This window comes from Bradyrhizobium mercantei (assembly GCF_001982635.1).
Classification (GTDB): domain Bacteria; phylum Pseudomonadota; class Alphaproteobacteria; order Rhizobiales; family Xanthobacteraceae; genus Bradyrhizobium; species Bradyrhizobium mercantei.
Window position 1 is genome coordinate 466,948 of sequence record NZ_MKFI01000002.1, and the last position, 19,436, is coordinate 486,383.

Sequence of the window (19,436 nt, forward strand, 5' to 3'; positions counted from 1 at the left end):
TAATCCGGACCGATGGTTACGCGGGCTGTTTATTCTCAAAGTACTCAACGAGTATTGTTGCGATGTCGCTCAGGTGATGCACCGCATCCTTATAGAGCGCCGTCATGTCGGATTGCAACTTCTCGACATCTCCGGCCGCTTCCTCCTTGAGGGCGCGGTATTGAGTGTGAACGCGAGTATATTGGGAGGATATGGTTTTGACCTTGCTGCCGAAATGTTGAAGCAGTTTCCTTGCCAGCGGCTCCCTGGGGTATTTCTCGTGATTGAACGGGCCTACTTCGATGATCAGTCCAAGCTTTTTAGGTTCCCAGGAAAACCAAAATAGCACAGGCCTCGCTTGTCCGAACCAATTCATGCCACGCATTTCGGGGGCAGCGTCGTAAATCGAAGCTGGTAAGAAAGCTGCCCTGCTTGGCTTTAGGGTGCTCCAGCGAAATTCGGGATGCTCTTTGAAGAAGTTGCTCGCGGCTGTATGGAAGCTGTTAACGTCCCCATAGCGGTAGATAAGTTCAAGGGCCTGCCGATGCTTGGCATATATCTGCCGACACTGTTCGATCAACTCGTCGTCAGGCACGATATTTCTCCGGATCAATTCGACGTAGTGGTTTATCGTTAGCTGGATTTCGGGCGCGAGTACTTTTGATTGGCGTGCTTTTGTTAGTGCCTGAAGCACATCCGCGTAGCTGATTGACGACCACCGGCTGCTCGACGGAGTGTCCGCATCCGGCGGAGTGAGATAAGCTAAGGCGCACCGATAGTGTGGATAGGTCGCGTCGATAACCTTCTCGTACTTGGAAAGCTGGCCATTTCCTTCGCCAGCGTCGATCTTATTCTCGATCGCCAACACAAATCGATTGGATTTCGACTCGATCAGAATGTCGATGTTCCTCCATTCCGTCTGCACTAAGGCATCTTCAAAGCTCGCGAGAGAAAATGCTAGCGGACGAATAGGCGGATCGGACTGACACCTCTCAAACACCTTGGCAATGAATTCTTTTAGAAATGCGTCGCCGAGCCCGTGGCGCTCCGCGGGAGTTAGTAGAAATTTTAGAAATCTGGAATGCTTGATTTCCTGTCGATCCAAACCCACAAGCTCGAAGATGTTTAGGCTCGAGCGATCTGATTGTGCGGCAAACAGCTCCAAATCTGAAATCAGCGCCAAAAGGCGCTGTTCCTCATCAATGGCCGGCGAAACAGCCGCTGATACAACCTCGTCCACGGTGCCCTCATCGTGCTCGTGCGGTGGTTCTGCCGAGTATTGGTGCCTCGCCTTCACGCCTGAAGACCATTCAATTGGGTCTCTTCTCATTTGCTGCTTCAATCCTAGCTTCGATCTTGTAGTGCCACTCCTTTACGATCTTGACGAGCAACGAGGTGAGATCGTTGACAACGGCTAGATTGACTATTGCCCACTCCTTTAGATGCTGGTCACCTTTGATACTCTCTGGGTAACGAAAGATGCTCCCATTAGGGTCGACTTCCATAATGTCAGTAACGATACCTGTGACGAATCTGATCTCATTAGGATCAACGTCGAGCTTTGTCTGTTTGATCAAGTGGAGGGCGGTACTCCAATTTCCCTGCAAGGAATGGTTCATGTGAAACTTTGCGTTCGATCGAGTGAGCTTTGTAAGGTCCGATATGAGATACTTGATGTAGAGTTCGACTGCATGGCGCAGATTGAGGCAGATCGGATAAACGATCAAGTCGTTGACCCACCCCTCTTTTCTCACCGACTCCAAAAGCAGCACCGTCGCTTCGAAGTAGCCGTAGGCATAGTCATAGAGGCTGTACGGGCCTCCGTTATCTCCCACGCACGCATTAAAATCAGCGCGCTCGAAATCTGGCCTGAATAGTTCGTTCTGTTTGAACGCTCTGAAGAACTTTGCCATTAGGGTCTCTTAAGCGGGTGAACTATTGGCATTACGGGTGCGACCATCGTCACTTCAGCAAGCTTTGGTTCTAAGCTGTTCGCCCCAAAGCCAAGTATGAGCGGGAAATGCCGCACGGCCGTGGTCACCTATGCTGCTACTATCAGCGGAGTATTTTCTCCAACTCGGCCACCAGCGTAAAAGTGGCATCGAAGAATTGCTTTAAGCGCGCCGGTCCTAACGACTGACCGCCACCATGAGCGACCGAATTGCGAACTGCGTAGCAGGATGCCACTTCGACCTTCATCCGTTCGTTGCCAATTACGAAAGCTTCAAATGCTCTCCCCCAATCAATATCGAAACGAAACATGAGCTGTTGGATATTCTCGCAATCGTAATTTCTTCCCGACTTAAAGTGGCCCTTAAGAAAATTCGAAACGCGGGGATGTGATGCGTTCCCTACTTTCTCTAAAACCAGATGCTCGACACATCTTTCAAGGTTGCCGCAGATCAACACACTTCCTAACTTGCACAGATAGGATGCGGTCTTTTCATCAAGGCCTCTTGCGCTTGCGGATTGAACAAGCTTTTCGAGCTCGCTAAACCGCTGTTCGATCTCAAAGCTCACTTAAATGCCCTTGAATGCGGCAATAGCGATCTTTTGACGAGTTTCCAAAGTGTCTTCTCGTGCGGTGGCTCTTTCGCACGCCTTCAGAAAATCGGTGTTTTTCATCAGCTTGTCGTAGGAGGCTGCGAACTTCTTTGGGTCGGGAGCCGACTTCTGTGCGTCGAGGCGTTCTGCTAATCCCACCATCACCGCCTCGAACACAGCGGCATTCAACGCACGCGACGGTCTAAATGCTTTGTTACCGTAGCTGGCGTTCACAAGCGCCATCGCATCCTTAAAATGCTTTTTGAGCCGCTCGGCTTCCTTTTTTTCGATGTCCTTGTCGGCAAACTCGTTCAAAAACTCTCTCATTGGCGATTGATAGCCTTCACGCCCATCGAACATGGCCAGGGCTCGGAGAACCAATTCTTGGTCTTTGAGGCGCCGGTTTTTTCTCTCACCGAAGATATCGCGCCAGTCCGAGTTATCGTTCAATTCGCGGGCAAGGCCAATTGCGACGCCATCACTGATACAGTTTCGAATCTCCTGTGGCGAAAGCCTCATGCCACCCGAATTGATGCGCTCGAAAACAAAATAGACGCTCTTCAGCTGATCCTTCGGTTCGTCCTGCTGAAAGATTGTGGCATGCACAATGGAGTCGTCGAGCTTTAGCTGGAGCGCGGAAGGCAGGTCCTTATAGGCCATGCCCTCCCACTCATCTCTGACGCCGACTAACTTAAATGCACGGTCGAGGAATACGCCTGAATGGAAATACTGGAGCGTACGGAGCCGCTGCTGACCGTCGACCACGAGGTGTCGCCCGGTCTTGGCCTCTTTGTAAAGGAAGATTCCAGGAACCGGCAGTCCCATCAAAAGGGACTCGATGAACCGCGATGCATGCCGTTGGGACCACACAAACTGCCGCTGAAATGGCGGCACAAAGAACGCCTGTGTCTCCAGTCTCTTTACAACGGTCTCTACGGGATAATCAGCTCCGTAACTAGAGATCGTGAATTGGATACTAGTGGAGCCCTCTTTGTCGCTCTCATCGTCGATGTTGTCCCTAAGATCCAGCTCATAGTCGTCTTCGAACTCAATCGGCTGCTGAGCTTTCTTTGCCATCGACCATTCCGTGCTAAAATCAGAGGTGGCGCATTATAAGCATCATCAAGTCGCGGCGGAACTGCTACTTAAGGTCGATTCACAACCTCCGCCATCACTTGAAGGGGTGTCTTCCATTGTTCGATGGCTGCCCGCGCGTCCGTTGGAGCCTTGAGCGCTTGTGTGTCGGGGTTTTCAATTGCGGCCGAAGGCTCGCGCTGCACTTCTCCCGCGGTGCGGGAGAGCGATGCAATTCAACCTCGACCGCCTATCGCGGACTGCGGCGCCCGGGCCCGGCACTAGGAGATATGACCCTGCCTCGACGAAAGAAGAGCGCCGCGCGGCAAACAATGGCATCTGACTATGCCAACTACGAGCAAGCGCCAGCAGCCGGAAGCTACTCTGCATGCGGTTGTTTTCGATATTTTGGCCGCGCGCACCTGCGGTGGGGAGCTCCTCCACCGTCACCCGCAGTTGTGGTTGCCTCGTCAGCGTGACAAACGCAGCCGGTTCGGCTTCAATTATCCGCCCTTTCGGACCACAATATGCAACATCGTCGCGGGCGCCTCATCAAAGCTCTTGATCTCACTGGTGTCCGACGAGACCTCGGTCCACGCCCCTGACGCGGTGTAGGTCGCCGCCAGCCATTCCACCGCCGGATAATTGTAGTAGCGGCCGATGCTGTCGCGGCCATCGCCATGGCCGATCTTGTAGCTCGCGTAGAACACGCCGCCGGGCTTCAGCGCGCGATGGATGCGGCCGACGACGCCGGCCAGCTCGTCGCGCGGCACGTGCAGCAGGCACGCGCTGGCCCAGACGCCGTCATAGGCTTCCAGATCCTCGAGCTCATCGAACAGCATCGCCTCGACCGGATGATTGATGCGCCGCGCGGCGACCTCAGCCATTTCAGGCGAACCGTCGGTCGCACGCAGCACGAAGCCTTCAGCGAGCATGACGGCGGCATGATTGCCGGCGCCGCAGCCGAGTTCGAGGATCGTGCCGCCCGGCGGCAACAGCTTGAGAAAGCCGATCAGCCGGGTGGACGGCGCTTTCGCCCACCCGGCATAGGCCTCGGCATTGCGCCGGTAGAATTGCAGCGTGGCGTCGTCCACGATGCGCGTCCCGTCAGATGTCGGAGAGCCCGAGCATCAGCCGCATGTTCTGGACCGCGGCACCCGAGGCACCCTTGCCCAGATTGTCGAGCCGCGCGACCAGCACCGCCTGGCGATGCTTGTCGCTGGCGAAGACGTAGAGCTCGAGCTGGTTGGTCTCGTTGAGCGCCTCCGGCTCGATCTTGCCGCCCGCGGCGGCTTCGTTCTGCAGCGGCATCGCCGACACGTATTTGCTGCCGGCATACCACTTCGCCAGCTCGGCCTGCAGATCGGCACCATCAGGCTTGCCCGGCAGCGCGTCGAGCTGCAACGGCACCGAGACCAGCATGCCCTGCCGGAAGTTGCCGACCGACGGGATGAACAGCGGCCGCCGCGTCAGATGCGAATAGAGCTGCATCTCCGGCACGTGCTTGTGCTCGAAGCCGAGACCGTAGAGGTGGAAGGCCGGCGCCGAGCCGTCCTCGAAGCTCGCGATCATCGACTTGCCGCCGCCCGAATAGCCGCTCACCGCATTGATGGTGACGGGATAGTCGGCCGGCAGCATTCCGCCGTCGACCAGCGGCCGCAGCAGCGCGATCGCGCCGGTCGGATAGCAGCCCGGATTGGAGACCTTTTTCGCGTTGCGGATCTTGTCGGCCTGATCGGGCGCGAGCTCGGCGAAGCCATAGGCCCAGTCGGGCGCGACCCGATACGCCGTCGAGGCGTCGAGCACTTTTGGCGCGGCATTGCCCATGGTGTCGATCAGCGCCACGGTCTCCTTCGCCGCCTCGTCAGGCAGGCAGAGGATCACGAGATCCACCTCCTCCATCAGCGCGCGCTTGGCGCCGGCGTCCTTCCGCTTGTCCTCGGCGATCTGCTTCACCGCGACGTCGCCGATGGCGTGCAGCCGCTCCTGAATGCCGAGCCCCGTGGTGCCGGAGCCGCCATCGACGAACACGGTGGCCTTGGTCGCACCGCTCTTGGTCTTCGGATTGGTTTCGGTGAGGGTCATGGCACGTTCCTTTCGAGCTCGTTCGTTTCGTTTGCTAACACATCTGGCCGCGCTGCGCCGCCAATCCGGCGATGGGCAATTGTCGTTGGATCGAGCGTATTCCCGTCCACGACAACCACCCCTTTATGGAAACAGCGCGATCTGCTCCAGTCCGGTGGTTTCGGGCAAGCCGAACATCAGATTCATGTTCTGGATCGCCTGCCCGGCCGAGCCCTTCACGAGATTGTCGAGCGTCGAGAGCACGATGGCGCGATCCTTGATCCGGTCGGCGACGACGCCGATCTGGACGTAGTTCGAACCACGCACGTTCTGCGTCTGCGGCAGCACGCCCTTCTTCGTCACATGGACGAACGGCTCGTTGGCGTAGGCCCTTTCCAGCTCGGCACGCAAATCGTCCGGCGTTGCGCCGTCGAGCCTGACATAGGACGTGCAGAACTCACCCCGCGCCATCGGAATGAGATGCGGGGTGAAGTTCACGGTCACGGCCGAGCCCGCGGCTGCGCCGATCTCCTGCTCGATCTCCGCCGAGTGTCGATGGCTTCCGATCGAATAGGGCGACAATCCTTCGCCGGCCTCGCTGAACAGCGTGTTCTGTTTCAGTCCGCGTCCGGCGCCGGTGACGCCCGACTTTGCATCGATGATGATGTCGTCGACGTCGATCAGCTTTGCCTTCGCCAGCGGAACAAGCGCCAGCAGCACTGCGGTCGGATAGCAGCCGGGACAGGCCACGAGCCGCGCGGCCGTGATCTTCTCCCGGTAGAGTTCGGTCAGCCCATAGACAGCCTCGCCCTGCAATTCCAACGCCCGGTGCTCATGACCGTACCATTGCGCGTAGCTGTCCTTGTCGCGCAGCCGGAAATCCGCAGACATGTCGAGGATCTTGATTCCGGGATTGGCTTTGAGCACCGCGGCGATGATCTCCTGGGTCGTCCCGTGCGGCAGTCCGCAGAACACGGCATCGAGCCGTGTCCAATCGACCTTTTCCCATTCCACGAGTTTTGGCAGGTCGAGCATGAAGAAGTGAGGAAACACCTCGCTCATTGCCTTGCCGGCATGGGTGTTGGCGGTAAGCGCTGCGATGTCGGCATTCGGGTGCCGCGCCAGCAGGCGCACCGCGTCGGAGCCGGTGTAGCCGGACGCGCCGAGGATGCCGATCTTCTTCTTCGTCATCACATGCCCCCTTGCAGCTTCGTCATCTCGGTTTGTGTCGTTGCGAAAGCCTCCGGACGCACCTCGCGCATCAAAGCCGCGATCTGCCGGGCACCAGCTTCGGCCTGCAAAGCGAGCGCGTTACCGACCGCGGCAAAGTCGGCCTCGGATTTGTGCTGGTTCAGCTTGAAGCTGCCCTCCACCTCTTCCACCGTCATCTCAAAGCCCACGATCGCCTTCTTCATGGCGTCGAGCCGCGCCGCTGTCATCTTGCCTGACATCCACGGCTTCTTCGGCAGCAGCCGGTCCTCGAACTTGGCGCTCAGCGCGTCGATCTGAACCGCAAGTTCCTCACCCGACAGGGTCCGCACCGGCCCGGTCAGATGCACGGCCTGATAGAGCCAGGTCGGCACCTGGTCGGGCGACACATACCAGTCGGCCGAGACATAGGCATCCGCGCCGTTGACGGCCAGCAGCCAGGGAACGCCGCCATCCGCCAGCTTTACCAGCGGATTGTGACGGGCAACATGAAACAGCGCCCGCGGCGTGCCGTCGGCGGCGTAGCTCAGATAGAACGGCAGCGCGGAGGCGATCGGCTTGCCGCCGTCGCACGCGCAGGCGATGCCGAAACCGCGCGCTTCCGCGAAGCGGAGGCTCGCGGCGCGGTCAGGCTTGAAAGGCGGCGGCGTATACATGGTCTTGAGCTCCTGCATGACGAAGGAGCCGCCAGATCGAACCGCGTGTCTTTTTCAGGAGAGCGCCGCGGGATCAGATCCGGCGGCAGAGGCGATGGTCTAAACGCGAGCGACCGCCCATACCGCGAGAATGCGGCGGCGGCGGGCGATGATGATGGTCGCGGCGTTGATCATGGGCGCGGCTATAAGGCCGCGCCCCCTAGACGTCAAGAAAAACCGTCAGATCACCGGATTCCACGGCGCCGGCACGACGCGGTAGCCGCTGCCGTCCTTCACCACATTGCCGAGGCCGGGGAACGGATAGTGGAAGCCCTGCACCTGGAGCCGCTCGGCGACGATCATCTCGTAGACGCGGCGGCGGGTCTTCTCCGCCACGTCGCCGTCCTGGTCGAAGAATGCGTGCCAGCCGGGGTTGGTCGCGAACAAATGCGGATTGTTGGTGACGTCGGACTGGATGAAGACCTTCTCCGAACCCGAGGCCAGCACGTAGGAGGTGTGGCCCGGCGTGTGGCCGACGGCCTCCACCGAGGTCAGACCCGGCGCGATCTCCTTGCCCCATTCATAGGGCGTGACCTTCTTCTTCAGCCCGGCCTCGAAGATGTTGCGGTTGTTCTTGAACAGGCCCTGCATGCGGCCGGCGGGCGCCCGGCTCATCTCGCCGTCGTCCATCCAGAACTTCCATTCGGTCGCCGGCACCAGCACCTCGGCGTTCGGGAATGCCGGCGTGCCTTCGGCGGTGAGCAGGCCGTTCACGTGGTCGCCGTGGAAGTGCGAGATCACGACCATGTCGACATTCTTCGGATCGAAGCCGGCGGCGACGAAATTGTCGGCGAACAGGCCGTTGGCGCCCTTGCTGCTGGCCTTCGCCAGCGCACCATTGCCGGTGTCGATCACGACGAGCTTGCCGCCGGTGTTGAGCACGAGCGGCGCGAACCAGATCGTCACCATGTCGCGCGGCATGAACGCCTTCTCCAGCGCCGCGTTGACATCGTCCCGCTTCGCATTGGGAATGAAGGCATCTTCCAGCTTGAACACGTTCTTGCCGTCGGACACCACGCTGACCATGATGTCACCGACCTTGTAGCGATAGAAGCTCGGTGCCTGCTTGTCGGCGGCCGGACCCGCGGCGGACGCGGGAACGGCAGATAGCAACGGTGCGGCGGCAACGCCGGCGGCGCCGGCGAGCGCATGACGTCGTGTCAATTCCATGTGTTGTCCTTCCCGGTGAAACTGTATTGGCGCCCAGTGATTTCGCCCTTCACGGGCGAGGTTGTAGCAGCGTTTCGATGCTCGCGCGATGACGACAATGCGAGCGCCTGTCCCCCGCCTAACCCCTGCAGGTGGCCGTTATTCCGGTGCTCGCTACACCACGCGCCACATCCACTCGACGGCCTGGCCTATGACGTCGCCGAACAGCAGCAGCGCCGCCGACCAGACCAGCGCGGAGACGAAATTGGCGATCTGGAATTGCCAGTACGACATCTCGAAGATGCCGGCCGCAAGCGGCACCGAGGCGCGCAGCGGGCCGAAGAAGCGGCCGATGAAGATGCTGGGCACGCCCCAGCTCTTCACGAAGGCCTCGCCGCGCGGCAGGATCTCCGGATAGCGCGACAGCGGCCACATCTGCGCGACGTGCTCCTTGTAGCGATAGCCGAACCAGTAGGAGACCCAGTCGCCGAGCGCGGCGCCGATGCCGCCCGCGATCCAGATCGGCCAGAAGCTGATCCCGCTGACGCCGATCAGCGCGCCGATCGCAACCAGCGCGCCCCAGGCGGGCACCAGCAATGAGATGAAGGCGAGCGATTCTGCGAACGCCAGCAGCATGACGATCGGAGCGGCCCAGGCCTGGTGATGGCGCACGAATTCGGCCAGAGCCCGCGCAAGGTCTTCCATCTCGTCGTGTGCCTTCCGCTCCGTTGAACCTCGAATGAACCTTTCTAGCGGCACGCAGCCTAAGAACAGGTAAGCCAGCCCATTGCGTGACATCAAGTCACAAAGGCGGGGATCAAACGTGATTTCCGGCAAGGCCCCGCGGTCCGGGCTGTCTGGCATCTCCCTCACAAGAAAAAGGAAACACTGGATGATCGGGTCACTGATGATGTGCGTGAGCGTTGTCGTCTTGCTGTTCGGAATGCTCGCGGGCATCGCCATGGGTATCCAGCACGACTTCACGTTGGGGCCTGCGCACGCGCATCTCAATCTCGTCGGCGGCGTATTGCTGTTCCTGTTCGGCCTGTACTACCGGCTGGTGCCGGCGGCGGGCGGCATGCTGCTCGCCAGGATCCAGGGCTGGCTGCATATCGTCGGCGGCGTGCTGTTTCCGGCCGGCGTCGCTGCCGTGCTGCTGAAGGGCCCCTCTTTCGAGGCCGCCCCGATCGTCGGATCGCTGCTGGTGGTCGCCGCGATGGCCCTGTTCACGGTCGTTGTATTCCGCACCTCGCGGGCGTAATCGCAGGCTCCTATCTAGGGGGATGGCCGGGGCCCCAGGGCGCGGCCGTCCCCCATTGCCAGCCCATCCGTGGCATAGTCAGAGCAACCGATTCGCCGCGCCAGGACCGGCGCGCCACTTGAAGAACGATGGCCAAATCATTGAAGTCAAACGCTAAAAGCAAACCTTCCAACGACCTGTTCGAGGCCCCGGAACCGAAGGGACGCGCCCCGGCGAAGGCTGCGGCCAAGCCCGTCAAGGACGCCGAAGCCAGCTATACGGCGGCGAGCATCGAGGTTCTGGAGGGCCTGGAACCGGTTCGCAAGCGCCCCGGCATGTATATCGGCGGCACCGACGAGAAGGCGCTGCACCACCTGTTCGCCGAGGTGATCGACAACTGTATGGATGAGGCGCTGGCGGGCCACGCCACCTTCATCGACGTGGAGCTGACCGCAGACGGCTTCCTGACCGTGACCGACAACGGCCGCGGCATTCCGGTCGACCCGCATCCGAAATTCCCGAAGAAGTCCGCACTTGAAGTCATCATGTGCACGCTGCACTCGGGCGGCAAATTCAATTCCGATGTCTACGAGACCTCGGGCGGCCTGCACGGCGTCGGCGTCTCCGTGGTCAACGCCCTCTCCTCACGGCTCGAGGTCGAGGTTGCGCGCAGCGGACAGCTGCATCGCATGACGTTCGAGCGCGGCCATCCCAAGGGCAAGCTCGAGGACCTCGGCAAGGTCAACAATCGCCGCGGCACGCGGATCCGCTTCAAGCCGGACACCGATATCTTCGGCGCCAAGGCGGTCTTCAAGCCGCAGCGCCTGTTCAAGATGACGCGCTCGAAGGCCTATCTGTTCGGCGGCGTCGAGATTCGCTGGCACTGCGATCAGGAACTGCTGAAGGGCGTCGAGGACGTTCCGCCGGAAGCCAAGTTCCACTTCCCCGGCGGCTTGAAGGATTATCTGGCCGCGGCGATCCACGCCGACACGCTGGTGCATCAGGATATCTTCTCCGGCAAATCCGGCCGCAGCGGTGCGCATGGCGCCTGCGAATGGGCAGTTGCCTGGACGGCCGATGCCGACGGCTTCCTGTCGTCCTACACCAACACGGTGCCGACGCCCGACGGCGGCACTCATGAATCCGGCCTGCGCAGCGCGCTGCTGCGCGGCCTGAAGGACCATGCCGAGCGCGCGGGCCAGGGCAAGCGCGCCGCCTCCGTCACCTCGGAAGACGTGATGGTGGGCGCGGCCGTCATGCTCTCGGTGTTCGTGCGCGAGCCTGAATTCCAGGGCCAAACGAAAGACCGCCTCGCCACCGCCGAAGCGCAGCGCATCGTCGAACAGGCGATGAAGGATCCGTTCGACCATTGGCTGTCAGGCAATCCGAACCAGGCCAACCGGCTGCTCGATTTCGTGATCGATCGCGCCGAGGAGCGGCTGCGCCGCCGCCAGGAAAAGGAGACCGCGCGCAAGACCGCCGGCAAGAAGCTGCGCCTGCCCGGCAAGCTCGCCGATTGCTCCGACGCCGGCACCGAAGGCTCGGAACTGTTCATCGTCGAAGGCGACTCGGCCGGCGGCAGCGCCAAGCAGGCGCGCGATCGCAAGACGCAGGCCGTGCTGCCGCTGCGCGGCAAGATCCTCAACGTCGCGTCCGCCGGCAAGGACAAGCTGACCGCGAACGCGCAGCTCTCCGACCTCGTGCAGGCGATCGGCTGCGGCACGCTCGCACACTACCGCGAAGAGGATCTGCGCTATCAGCGCATCATCATCATGACCGACGCCGACGTCGACGGCGCCCACATCGCATCGCTTCTGATCACCTTCTTCTACCGGCAGATGCCGCGGCTGATCGACGAGGGCCATCTCTATCTGGCGGTGCCGCCGCTCTACAAACTGAAGCATGGCACCAAGTCGATCTACGCCCGCGACGACGCCCACAAGGAAGAGCTGCTGAAGAGCGAGTTCAACGCCAACGCCAAGGTCGAGGTGAACCGCTTCAAAGGCCTCGGCGAGATGATGCCGGCGCAGCTCAAGGAAACCACCATGGATCCGGCCAAGCGGACCCTGCTGCGCGTGGTGTTGCTGGCCGATGACCGCGAGGGCACCGCCGACTCGGTCGAGCGGCTGATGGGAACCAAGGCGGAAGCCCGCTTTGCCTTCATCTCCGACAAGGCCGAATTCGCCAGCGACGATCTGCTCGACGTTTAGGGTCAACCAACTGATTTGGCATGACTTTTCGGCCGCCTCCTGATCGGGGGCGGCCGTTTTCATTGGCCCTTTCGGAGAACGTCTGCGGTTTCGTTTTCGGCCGGTTGTGTCTCACCCGCAACAGCATTTCCGGCGGAACCACGTATAGTCCCTGACATGACGGCTGGGGAATCGGCGCCAGAGCGCTTCCGGTCAAGCGACGAGATCGAACGAAAGTCGGGGATTTGGACATGAAAAAGTTTTTGCTGGCTCTGACCGCGGTTGCTGCGATGACGGGTTCGGCGTCGGCTGCTGACCTGGCTGCCCGCCCCTACACCAAGGCTCCGGCCCCGATCGCGGTGGCGCCGAGCTGGACCGGCTTCTACATCTTCGGCGGTGGCGGCGGTGGCCTCTGGGACGCTGACACCGGCACCCAGTCGACCGTCACTGGCGCGCCGATCCTCGGCTTCAACCAGCGCCAGGGTGGCGATGGCTGGTACGGCACCGTCGGTGCCGGCTACGACTGGCAGACCGCCAACAGCTGGGTGATCGGCGTGTTCGCCGACGGTCAGTTCGGCAGCCTCAAGGGCACCATCCAGGATCAGTTCAACCTGGTCGCCGGCAACATCAAGAACGACTACAGCTGGGCCGCCGGTGCGCGCTTGGGCTATCTGGTCGCTCCGAACGTTCTGTCCTACGTCAACGCCGGTTACTCCAGCTCGCACTGGAAGGGCACCACCCTGTTCAACACCGCGAGCGCTCTCCCCTCCGGCCTGCACACCAACAGCTTCGATCGCAGCGGCTGGTTCGTCGGCGGCGGCGTCGAGAACAACCTGAACATCTTCGGCATTACCGCGCCGGGCTGGTTCATGAAGACCGAGTATCGCGCCGCTTACTACGACAGCAAGAACATCTCCGAGCTGGTCGACGGCACCAACCTCTCGAACGGCACCGACATCACCTTCAAGCCGCTCGTCCAGACCATCAGCACCTCGCTGGTCTACCGCTTCAACTGGACCGGTCCGGTTGTCGCCAAGTACTGAGCTTTGCTGACATAGCAGATCAAAAGCCCCGGCATCGTCCGGGGCTTTTTTGTTGCCCTGATGGCTTCGGGAACCGGGCCGCGCGCACCGCGGGCTGGCGCAGGGCCGACCGGACGCGGCTGATCTGGTCAGCGCTGTGACGATCGGGCACTCTCGCGGCCGGATTCAAACCACAGCGGGCAACAACAATGAAAAACGGACAGTTTGATCTCACCGGCCGGGTCGCGATCGTCACCGGCGGCAATGGCGGCATCGGGCTCGGCATGGCGCGCGGCCTGGCGGATGCCGGCGCCGCGGTCGCCGTGGTCGGCCGCAACGAGGCGAAGTCGAAGGCCGCCGTCGAGGATCTCGGCAAGCGCGGCGCCAAGGCGATCGCGGTCGCAACCGACGTGACCGACAAGGCCGCGATCGCGGCCATGGTCGAGCGGGTGATCGGCGAGCTCGGCCGGATCGACATCCTCGTCAACAATGCCGGCATGAGCATCCGCAAGCCGCCGCACGAGCTCGAGCTCGACGAGTGGAGCAAGGTGATCGACACCAACCTCACCAGCGCCTTCCTGTGCTCGAAGGTGGCCTACCCGGCGCTCAAGGCGTCGGGCCACGGCAAGATCATCAATATCGGCTCGATGATGTCGATCTTCGGCGCGAGCTTCGCTGCGGCCTACGCCGCGAGCAAGGGCGGCATCGTGCAGTACACCCGTGCCTGCGCCAACGCCTGGGCTCCCGACAACATCCAGGTCAATGCCATCCTGCCGGGCTGGATCGACACCGACCTGACCAAGGGCGCGCGCCAGCAGGTTGCCGGGCTGCACGAGCGTGTGCTCGCCCGCACGCCGGCGGCACGCTGGGGCGTTATCGACGACTTCGCCGGCATCGCCGTGTTCCTGGCATCGCCCGCGTCGGACTTCGTCACCGGCACCGCGATCCCGGTCGACGGCGGCTATTCAGTAATGGTCTGAAAGCACGAGAGCCCCTTAAAACACGAGAGCCCCGGCATTCGCCGGGGCCCTCGCATCCTGCTCGCCTCTGTCTAGCTCAGTAGCGCGCGATGACCGGCGCGTCGAACTTGTAGTTCACGCGCACCACCGCCCACTGAATGTCGCGCGGCTTGGCGTCGAACGTATAGGTGCCTGCCGCGGTGCCGGCGAGCTGATAGGTCTGACGCTCGAAGGCCGCGTAATTGTATTCGACGCCGATGGTCCAGTTGCGGGTGATGCCGTATTCCCAGCCGGCGCCGACGGTCCAGCCGCTGGCCCAGTGGGTCTGGCTGCCGGAGCCGGTCGCCGGCGGAAGGTTGTCGACGACGGACAGGCGATTGTTCACGCCGGCATAGCCGCCCTTGATGTAGAGCAGATTGTTCTGGATCGCGTAACCGGCGCGGCCGACGATCGTCGCCATCGCATTCGAGCGCCAGCTGAACTCATCATCGCGGCCCGCGCCGAACACCGTGTTGGTGACACGGCCGGAATTGTCGAGCCCGGAGATCGTGCCCTCGACGCCGAACACGAAATTGTTGGCCTGCCAGTTGTAACCGATCTGGCCGCCGCCCATGAAACCCGATCCGCGCTGACGGAAGCCCTGCCCCGGCGACAGATCGCCGAATGCCGAGGTGTTGGCGCTGTTGACCCACTGCTGGTTGGTCCAGGCGCCGCCGAGATGGCCGCCGATGTAGAAGCCGGACCAGTTGTAGATCGTCTCCACATAGACCGGCGCCTTGGTGTAGGGACGCGCGGCGAGATCGGCGGCGGACGCGGCGCCGAGGCCGAGCGCAGTGGTGGCGGTCAACGCGGCAATGAATTTGGTCCGAAACACGGCAGCACCCCCAGGTTGTCTGATGGGCACAGCATTCCCCGAGGACCCTTACCAAAAGAAAACTGCTGAAGCTGCCGGTGCGGAATCGGCTCACGCGCATTTCGAATCTTGTCGCGCTGTTGCTGTCGAGCAACTTTTATTGTTCGCTTTAAGCGACTGTTATCCTTGATGGATTCTTAGCAGTCAAGATGCACGGCGTCAGCTCGCGGCCGGCGAATGCACGTGCTCCGGCCGCACCCCGACGGCGACGAGACGGGCCGTCAGCCCCTGCAGCCAGGGCATTGCCGTGATCAACCGCAGCGCGAACGGCACCGGTTGATCGCCGCCCTTCAGCGCCGCGCTGATGATATTGCTCTGCGCGATCACCTGCATGCGCTGCGTCACGCGCACCGGAAACTCGCGCCGGCGCCGCACCGCGTCGAGCTCGTCCTCCGACGGTACGCCGTGAACGAGCTTCGCCGCCAGGATGTTGGCGGTGGCGACCGCGTCCTGCACCGCGAGGTTGACGCCGACGCCGCCGATCGGCGACATCGCATGCGCGGCGTCGCCGATGCAGAGCAGGCCGGGACGGGTCCATCGTCTCAGTCGATTGATCGCGACCGTGAGCAGCTTGACGTCGTCAAAACTCTTCACGTCGCCGATGCCGGGCTTGAGGATCGGCGCGAGATGCAGCACGTCGTCGAGCATTGCCGGCAATCCCCTCGCCTTCACGGCCTCGTATTGTCCCTTGGCGATCACGTAGGCGCATTGCCAATAGTCGCCGCGGTCGAACGTCACCATCATCTTGCCGTGGTCGATGCGCGCGAACAGATTCTCGGTCTCGTCCGGACGCCGCCCGACGCGAAACCACAGCACGTCCATCGGCGCGCCGATTTCCTCGACCTCGAGGCCGGCGCGCTCGCGCACGATGGAATGGCGGCCGTCGCAGCCGATCGTGAGATCCGCCTCGATGTCGATCGGGCCATCGGGCGTATTCGCGCGGACACCGGCGACAGTATCGCCGCGCCGGATCAAATCGGTCGCCTCCGCGTTCATCAGCACCTTCAGCGACGGGAAACGCCTGCCGCTGTCGCGCAGGAAATTCAGGAAGTCCCACTGCGGCATCATCGCGATGAAGGGATATTTGACGCTGAGGCGGCTGAGGTCGGCAATCCGCACCGAGGTGCCGCCGAACAAGCCGTCGAGCTTCTGGATGTCCTGGTGCGGCAGCTTCAGGAAGCCGTCGATCAGACCGAGTTCGTCCATCACCTGCAACGTCGAGGGATGCACGGTGTCGCCGCGGAAGTCGCGGAAGAAGTCGGCGTGCTTCTCCAGCACCACGACGTCGACCCCGGCGCGTCCGAGCAGATGGCCGAGCATCATGCCGGCCGGCCCGCCGCCGACCACGCAGCAGCGCACCTTCATCTGTCGCCTGTTCGCCTGCCTCGGATCACCCGCATCCATGATGCCGTCCTTGTAGCTGCCTCGCCGCTCAGGCTCCGACTGTAACGCGGATCGGACGACAAGGATGCAAGGCTAAAGCATGATCCGGAAAAGTGCGAAGCGGTTTTCCGAACAGATCATGCTCAAACAAAAGGCTAAAGCGCGATGACGATTCAAGCAAATCTCATCGCGCTTTAGCGCCGGAACGTCTTGATTTCCGACACGCTGCCGTCGCGATAGGTCAGCTCCACCGAGACCGCCTTGGTCTGCGGTGCGAGTTTCAGATAGGGCTGCGCGTCGGACGGGATCGCACTCGGGTCGCGCTGATTGCAGGCGGGCATCTTCAGGACCTTGTCCGGCACCGCGGTGTCGATGCCGATCCGCACCTCGCGGATCGCACAGCGATACGACATCAGATGCGTGTAGTAGACCAGCAGCCCGTTGAACTCGCGGAACGACAGCCAGCTCGTCGCGGTCATGTCGAGGATCTTGCGCTGGTCGCGGATCAGTGCGGCGTCGGGATCGAACTTGATCGGGAACGGACCCTGCATCACGCCCTGCGTATCGACATAGCGAATCTCGATCGTGGCCGCCGGCGCGTCGGGTGGCAGCTCGATCGACGGATTGGGCATCCGCTTGCGCGTGCGCGGATCGAGCGTATCGATGAAGCCGGTTTCGCGGAAATCGCCGCTGTCGCCCATCCGCCAGGAAATGCCAAGCGTCGGATCGGCGATCGAGAACACCACGGTCCAGCCGCCATTGTGCCGCGAGAAGCTCGCGATCGGGGCGTTGACCGAGTCTTCCTTCGGCAGCTTCGGCACCGCGACCGGCGGCAGCGCGGCGACCTGCTGCGGCGGCGCGGACGGCTTGGCCGCCTCGGCCTGCCCCTTCGCGATCCCGTTCAGGAAGACGTCGTCGACCATCTGGTCGAAATAGACCGGGATCTGCTTGTGCTTCACGGTCTCGGCCATCTCGCTGACCAGGCGCCGGGTGCGCTGCGCGACCTGCACCAGGTTTTCACCGGGTTGCAGCAACTCCTTGGCGAAGGTCCGCGTGAACACCGAATTGGGATTGGCATCGTCGTTCGACAGCCGGTCGAGCGCGGTCTGGCGCGGCCCCGCCGAAAACACCGAGAACACGCCTTCCGGCAGCTGCGTCATCGGCGCCAGCCCACCGCCGCCGGCCACCGCGCGCGTGCCGGCGCGCTCGAACGGATTGTTGCGGCAGGCGTCGAACACCAGGATCGAGGTGCGCGCCTTCTTGTTCTGCAACCGCTCGACGATGCGGTCGGCGAGAACCGAGGCGTCGCGCACCAGTTCCTCCTGGCCTTCGGTCGCCGCCGGCACGTCGGTCGGCAGCAGGAAATTCTGGCCGGCGATCTCGAAGCCGTGACCGGCATAGAAGAAGAACGCGGTATCGCCGGGTTCCACGGCGCGGTCGAACGCGAGCAGCGTCTCCGAGAACGCCTGCCGGTTCAGATTTTCGGCCACCATGACGTTGAAGCCGAGCTGCTTCAGCGTGTCGCCCATGGTGCGGGCGTCGTTCACCGCCTTCTGCAGCTTCGGCACATTCCTGTAGTCGTTGTTGCCGATCACCAGCGCGACGCGCTTTTCGGCCTGGGCGGGCGCTGCGAATGTCGCAAATGCGACCGCCAACAGGGCCGCTGAAAATCTTGAAAGCCAGCTCTTCATCCCAATTCCCGCCTGCGCCGCTCGTGCGACTGCCGCCTAAAGCATGATCCGGAAAAGTGCGAAGCGGTTTTCCGGAAAGATCATGCTCAAACAAAGACCTAAAGCGCGATGACGATCCAGACTGATCTCGCCGCGCTTTAATAGTCGGATCAGCCGTTTGGCCGGTTCAAGGCCTGCGGCGGACGGCCGTCATGACCGGCCATCCCGCAGCGACCATGGGGCGTCCGATCCGTCCCAGGTCAAGTTTCTTTTTACAGCCCGCGTGATAGATTCGAGGCTTCACTCCGGCGCGAGCTCTCCACAGGTCCCAGGGGCTTTTCCGTGCACACATGGTCTACTGATCAGGTCGATCCCCGGGATCGCTTCGACTATTGGCGCGAGGTTCGCGCCAAGGGCCTGTTCGGCGTCACCGCCGAGCTCGAGCCCGAGCGGCGCCGGGACTTCTTCGGCGAGTTCTCGCTGCGCAAGCTCGGCGATGCCGGGCTGGTCGAGCTGCGCGCCTCGCCCTACCGCGTGGAACGGCGCGCCGGCGACATCGCCGACGCGGCCAGCGACAGCCTGTGCGTCTACCAGCAGCTCGGCGGCGGCGGCTGGTTCGGCGGCGCGCGGCTCGATGAATTCGCGGTGCGCGACGGCATGTTCGCGACCAGCTATTCGGACTTGCCCTATCGCACCGTCCCGCTGCATGAGGACGGCTTCCATTTGCGCATCATCAAGATCCCGGTGGCGAACCTCGTCCCGCCGGGCACCGAGCTCGGCGAGCTCGTCCCCAGGCCCTTGCAGGATGAGACCGCGCTGCGGACGCTGCTGGAATCATGCTTCCGCGACCTCATCGAAAGCAACGAGGCCACCGCGGCGGCGGATACGGCTCCGATGGTGCAGGCGCTTGCCCATGTCGCGCTGATCGAGCGCGGTCACATGCGGCCAAAGAGCCGGCTCGCCCAGCAGGCCCTGCGAACCGCCCATCTGTCGCTGGCCCGCCGACTGATCCGGCGGCACCTCTCGAGCGCGGCGCTGACGCCCAGCCTGATTGCCGGCCTGACCGGCATCTCGGTGCGTCACCTGCACATCCTGTTCGAGGAGACCGAGAACAGCTTCTCGGAGACCGTCACCGCGCTCCGGCTCGCGCAAAGCCGCCGCCTGCTCCGCGAGCAGCCCCGGCAGACGATCGCCGAGGTCGCCTTCGCCTGCGGCTTCGAGAGCCTCGCGACGTTCTACCGCCTGTTCAATGCGTCCGAATCGATGACGCCGGGCGACTACCGGGCGCGATTGGCCTGAGCGTCCGTCCGCACCGGCCTATTGCGGGTTGCTAAAGCGCCTTGTTG

At 62.2% G+C, this 19,436-nt stretch carries 18 protein-coding genes; 5 read left to right on the forward strand and 13 right to left on the reverse strand.

Annotation, left to right across the window (positions count from 1 at the left end; genetic code table 11):
- Positions 1–16: 16 nt before the first annotated feature.
- The 10 genes from BI327_RS09830 to BI327_RS09875 all read right to left on the reverse strand — a co-directional run bounded on the left by BI327_RS09830 (position 17) and on the right by BI327_RS09875 (position 9,419).
- Complete coding sequence (locus BI327_RS09830; protein WP_159450427.1) at positions 17–1,219, reverse strand: PDDEXK-like family protein; 1,203 nt, start codon at positions 1,217–1,219, stop codon at positions 17–19.
- Between the two features lie 70 nt (positions 1,220–1,289).
- Positions 1,290–1,892 carry a hypothetical protein gene (locus BI327_RS09835; protein ID WP_076860025.1) on the reverse strand — a complete coding sequence of 201 codons (603 nt, stop codon included), beginning with the start codon at positions 1,890–1,892 and terminating at the stop codon, positions 1,290–1,292.
- Positions 1,893–2,034: 142 nt separating this feature from the next.
- A complete protein-coding gene (locus BI327_RS09840) occupies positions 2,035–2,499 on the reverse strand; it encodes a HEPN domain-containing protein (RefSeq protein WP_076860027.1) in 465 nt (154 codons plus the stop codon).
- A complete protein-coding gene (locus BI327_RS09845; RefSeq protein ID WP_083742009.1) occupies positions 2,500–3,600 on the reverse strand; it encodes a DUF262 domain-containing protein in 1,101 nt (366 codons plus the stop codon).
- 500 nt (positions 3,601–4,100) lie between these two features.
- Positions 4,101–4,691 (reverse strand): class I SAM-dependent methyltransferase, encoded by a 591-nt coding sequence (locus BI327_RS09850; RefSeq protein ID WP_076860029.1) that lies wholly within the window; start codon positions 4,689–4,691, stop codon positions 4,101–4,103.
- Between the two features lie 13 nt (positions 4,692–4,704).
- Positions 4,705–5,682: an N-acetyl-gamma-glutamyl-phosphate reductase gene (argC, locus tag BI327_RS09855; RefSeq protein WP_076860031.1), complete on the reverse strand. Its 978-nt coding sequence runs from the start codon at positions 5,680–5,682 to the stop codon at positions 4,705–4,707.
- 123 nt (positions 5,683–5,805) lie between these two features.
- Positions 5,806–6,852, reverse strand: a complete 1,047-nt coding sequence (gene argC, locus BI327_RS09860) for an N-acetyl-gamma-glutamyl-phosphate reductase (protein WP_076860033.1) — start codon at positions 6,850–6,852, stop codon at positions 5,806–5,808.
- Positions 6,852–7,526, reverse strand: coding sequence for an FMN-binding negative transcriptional regulator (locus BI327_RS09865; protein WP_076860714.1), 675 nt, complete (start codon positions 7,524–7,526; stop codon positions 6,852–6,854). The genes argC (BI327_RS09860) and BI327_RS09865 overlap by 1 nt, the downstream gene beginning before the upstream one ends.
- 219 nt (positions 7,527–7,745) lie before the next feature.
- Entirely contained in the window at positions 7,746–8,735 is a 990-nt protein-coding gene (locus BI327_RS09870) for an MBL fold metallo-hydrolase (protein WP_076860035.1), read from the reverse strand.
- A 153-nt stretch (positions 8,736–8,888) separates the two neighbouring features.
- Complete coding sequence (locus BI327_RS09875) at positions 8,889–9,419, reverse strand: DedA family protein (RefSeq protein ID WP_076860037.1); 531 nt, start codon at positions 9,417–9,419, stop codon at positions 8,889–8,891.
- Between the two features lie 187 nt (positions 9,420–9,606).
- On the opposite strand from BI327_RS09875, the gene BI327_RS09880 reads away from it, so the two are divergent.
- The 4 genes from BI327_RS09880 (at position 9,607) to BI327_RS09895 (ending at position 14,145) form a co-directional block, all read left to right on the forward strand.
- The gene (locus tag BI327_RS09880; protein ID WP_076860039.1) at positions 9,607–9,975 is read left to right on the forward strand and encodes a hypothetical protein; all 369 of its coding nucleotides are present in this window, start codon (positions 9,607–9,609) and stop codon (positions 9,973–9,975) included.
- Positions 9,976–10,103: 128 nt separating this feature from the next.
- Complete coding sequence (parE, locus tag BI327_RS09885) at positions 10,104–12,164, forward strand: DNA topoisomerase IV subunit B (protein ID WP_076860041.1); 2,061 nt, start codon at positions 10,104–10,106, stop codon at positions 12,162–12,164.
- Positions 12,165–12,394: 230 nt separating this feature from the next.
- Positions 12,395–13,186, forward strand: coding sequence for an outer membrane protein (locus BI327_RS09890; RefSeq protein ID WP_076860042.1), 792 nt, complete (start codon positions 12,395–12,397; stop codon positions 13,184–13,186).
- A 188-nt stretch (positions 13,187–13,374) separates the two neighbouring features.
- On the forward strand, positions 13,375–14,145 hold the full coding sequence (locus BI327_RS09895; protein ID WP_076860044.1) for a glucose 1-dehydrogenase: 771 nt from the start codon (positions 13,375–13,377) through the stop codon (positions 14,143–14,145).
- Between the two features lie 76 nt (positions 14,146–14,221).
- Here BI327_RS09895 and BI327_RS09900 read toward each other — a convergent pair whose 3' ends face one another.
- From BI327_RS09900 to BI327_RS09910, 3 genes are all read right to left on the reverse strand, one after another.
- Positions 14,222–14,998, reverse strand: a complete 777-nt coding sequence (locus BI327_RS09900) for an outer membrane protein (RefSeq protein ID WP_076860046.1) — start codon at positions 14,996–14,998, stop codon at positions 14,222–14,224.
- A 198-nt stretch (positions 14,999–15,196) separates the two neighbouring features.
- The gene (locus tag BI327_RS09905) at positions 15,197–16,441 is read right to left on the reverse strand and encodes an FAD-dependent oxidoreductase (protein ID WP_210191183.1); all 1,245 of its coding nucleotides are present in this window, start codon (positions 16,439–16,441) and stop codon (positions 15,197–15,199) included.
- A gap of 173 nt (positions 16,442–16,614) precedes the next feature.
- Entirely contained in the window at positions 16,615–18,111 is a 1,497-nt protein-coding gene (locus tag BI327_RS09910) for a caspase family protein (RefSeq protein ID WP_076860050.1), read from the reverse strand.
- Positions 18,112–18,432: 321 nt separating this feature from the next.
- On the opposite strand from BI327_RS09910, the gene BI327_RS09915 reads away from it, so the two are divergent.
- On the forward strand, positions 18,433–19,389 hold the full coding sequence (locus BI327_RS09915; protein WP_076860052.1) for a helix-turn-helix transcriptional regulator: 957 nt from the start codon (positions 18,433–18,435) through the stop codon (positions 19,387–19,389).
- Positions 19,390–19,436: the final 47 nt, after the last annotated feature.

Excerpts from the sequence above, each read along its gene's own strand:
- BI327_RS09835 (WP_076860025.1), bottom strand. The coding sequence starts at position 1,892 with ATGGCAAAGTTCTTCAGAGCGTTCAAACAGAACGAACTATTCAGGCCA.
- BI327_RS09845 (WP_083742009.1), bottom strand. The coding sequence starts at position 3,600 with ATGGCAAAGAAAGCTCAGCAGCCGATTGAGTTCGAAGACGACTATGAG.
- argC (WP_076860031.1), bottom strand. The coding sequence starts at position 5,682 with ATGACCCTCACCGAAACCAATCCGAAGACCAAGAGCGGTGCGACCAAG.
- argC (WP_076860033.1), bottom strand. The coding sequence starts at position 6,852 with ATGACGAAGAAGAAGATCGGCATCCTCGGCGCGTCCGGCTACACCGGC.
- BI327_RS09865 (WP_076860714.1), bottom strand. The coding sequence starts at position 7,526 with ATGTATACGCCGCCGCCTTTCAAGCCTGACCGCGCCGCGAGCCTCCGC.
- BI327_RS09870 (WP_076860035.1), bottom strand. The coding sequence starts at position 8,735 with ATGGAATTGACACGACGTCATGCGCTCGCCGGCGCCGCCGGCGTTGCC.
- BI327_RS09875 (WP_076860037.1), bottom strand. The coding sequence starts at position 9,419 with ATGGAAGACCTTGCGCGGGCTCTGGCCGAATTCGTGCGCCATCACCAG.
- BI327_RS09880 (WP_076860039.1), top strand. The coding sequence starts at position 9,607 with ATGATCGGGTCACTGATGATGTGCGTGAGCGTTGTCGTCTTGCTGTTC.
- parE (WP_076860041.1), top strand. The coding sequence starts at position 10,104 with ATGGCCAAATCATTGAAGTCAAACGCTAAAAGCAAACCTTCCAACGAC.
- BI327_RS09890 (WP_076860042.1), top strand. The coding sequence starts at position 12,395 with ATGAAAAAGTTTTTGCTGGCTCTGACCGCGGTTGCTGCGATGACGGGT.
- BI327_RS09895 (WP_076860044.1), top strand. The coding sequence starts at position 13,375 with ATGAAAAACGGACAGTTTGATCTCACCGGCCGGGTCGCGATCGTCACC.
- BI327_RS09905 (WP_210191183.1), bottom strand. The coding sequence starts at position 16,441 with ATGGATGCGGGTGATCCGAGGCAGGCGAACAGGCGACAGATGAAGGTG.
- BI327_RS09910 (WP_076860050.1), bottom strand. The coding sequence starts at position 18,111 with ATGAAGAGCTGGCTTTCAAGATTTTCAGCGGCCCTGTTGGCGGTCGCA.